This window comes from uncultured Thiocystis sp. (assembly GCF_903866365.1).
In the GTDB taxonomy this organism is placed as follows: domain Bacteria; phylum Pseudomonadota; class Gammaproteobacteria; order Chromatiales; family Chromatiaceae; genus Chromatium.
On record NZ_CAIPNF010000073.1, the window covers coordinates 1 to 2,075 of the forward strand.

Genomic DNA, 2,075 nt, shown 5'->3' on the forward strand with positions numbered 1-2,075 from the left:
AGACGAACACTGGGACGCCTGCCTCGACGTGCTCAAGGAACGTCCGCGCCGCCGTCGCTTGCAAACCGTTCCGGCCAGGGTCATGCAGATGATGAACTCACAAGTGCGTCAACGGTGCGGTTAAGTTGGCGCTTATGGGTATCTGCCCCAGGGCAATCGCATCAAATTATTAGCTGATACTGTTGGACGGACTCTGCGGAATTCGCCATCCTTCGCGGCCCATTGTTTGCTGGAGTCGCGACCATGTGCGAAGCAACCCTGACCCTGGATCGCTGGCTGGCCATTTCGCGGTGCTGGAAGACCCGCGCGGTGAGATCCAGTGCCGTCACAATTTGATCGACATGATCGTCATCGCGATCGCGGCGGTGCTGTGCGGGGCCGATGGCTCACTGCCATTAAGTTAAGCCGTTCGTGGTGAGCTTGTCGAACCATGAACGGCTTAACGCTCAGAGGCTTAGGATTTTCCGTCCACCCTTCGACAGGCTCAGGGCGAACGGAAAATCCTTAACTTAATGGCAGTGGGCCGATGGCTGGGTAGTGATCGCGGAGTTTGGCCGCACGAAACGCGACTGGTTTGGCCAGTTCCTGGAACTGCCCCACGGGATTCCGGCGCATGACACGTTTGGACGGGTATTTTCGTTGCTGGCACCGGAGGCGTTCGAACGGTGTTTTCGTGCCTGGGTGGCGTCGATTCGTCAGGTCATTCCAGCCGAGATCATTGCCATCGACGGCAAGACCCTGCGCCGCTCGCACGCCCGCGGCAAGGGCTTGGCCGCCTTGCATCTGGTCAGCGCCTGGGCCAGTGCCAATCGGGTGGTGCTCGGCCAGGTGGCGACCGACGCCAAGTCCAACGAGATCACGGCGATTCCACAGTTGCTGGAGTTGCTGAACATCAAGGGGTGCATCGTGACCATCGATGCCATGGGCTGTCAGACCAAGATCGCCGAACAGATCATCGCGCAGGGCGGTGACGACGTCTTGGCGCTCAAAGGCAATCAGGGGACCTTGGCCACGCAGGTGGAAGAGGCGTTCATCGATGCTGATGCCAAAGAGTACGTGGGTTGCGACTCGCAGGTGCTGGAGACCCGCGACCAGGGGCATGGGCGTCGCGAGATCCGTCGGTATCGCACGCTGGGCGACCTGTCTGGCGTTCCACGCAGCGCCCTGTGGGAGGGCATGAACATGATCGGCATGGTGGAGTCGCAGCGCACGGTTGGTGACAAGACCTCCTGTGAAACACGTTTCTTCATTGGCAGCATCCACACGGATGTCGCCACGTTCGCGCAGGCGGTCAGGGATCACTGGGGTGTGGAGAACGCTCTGCATTGGAGCCTGGATGTCGCCTTTGGGAGGATGAGTGCCGGGTGCGTGAGACCACGGCCCGCGAAAACCTGGCGGTGCTGCGCCACATCGCCCTCACCCGACTGAAAAATGATCCCGCCAAGCTCGGGATCCAGAACAAACGCCTGAAAGCCGGGTGGGATGAACGCTATCTGACGAAGTTACTCTTCGAAGCGCCAGAACCAAAGACGAAAACACCTGCATCAGGCACCTCGAATATTAGCGAAACATGATGCGATTGCCCTGGCCGCGACCCAACCGCTTCGCCAGACTGCGCAAGCTGCGGCGCGTATATTTGGCCCGTCCCTCCGGGTCGCCTCCCGTCTCCGGCTCAACCAATGCCAGGAGATCAGCTTGCAGCCTCCCGTCTGTTTTTTAGCGGGGGCGTCCAGCACCCGCGCGGCGTACCCGCTCACTGGGACAGTCCGCCAGCCCCGCCTGGAGATCAAGGCGACCTTGCCGGATGGTTTTCGGATCCAAGCCGGCCAACTCGGCGACCCACTTCGTGCCGCCATACCCAACCACCGCAGAGAGCAGCCCGGCCACCCATCGTCGATGTTTCTCATTGAGTTGCCCACAGACCAGCTTGACGTGGGCTTCCACGGGTTCCGACAGGATCAGCTCAACCGCCGCCAACGTGACGTCCTCAGCATGTTTTTCACTGATGCTGAAGCATACTGGTTAAACAAAAATCGGGAAACAATTGATGGCCAGTTCCTAGGGCGTGTCATCAA

The 2,075-nt window shown here is 60.0% G+C and carries 3 protein-coding genes; all 3 read left to right on the top strand.

Annotated elements, in window-relative coordinates; genetic code table 11:
- Positions 1 to 245: 245 nt before the first annotated feature.
- Entirely contained in the window at positions 246 to 404 is a 159-nt protein-coding gene (locus QZY07_RS04850) for a transposase family protein (RefSeq protein WP_295400246.1), read from the top strand.
- A gap of 133 nt (positions 405 to 537) precedes the next feature.
- Complete coding sequence (locus QZY07_RS04855; protein WP_295400248.1) at positions 538 to 1,428, top strand: ISAs1 family transposase; 891 nt, start codon at positions 538 to 540, stop codon at positions 1,426 to 1,428.
- A gap of 267 nt (positions 1,429 to 1,695) precedes the next feature.
- On the top strand, positions 1,696 to 2,075 hold a 380-nt coding region (locus QZY07_RS04860), incomplete at its 3' end, for a hypothetical protein (protein WP_295400250.1).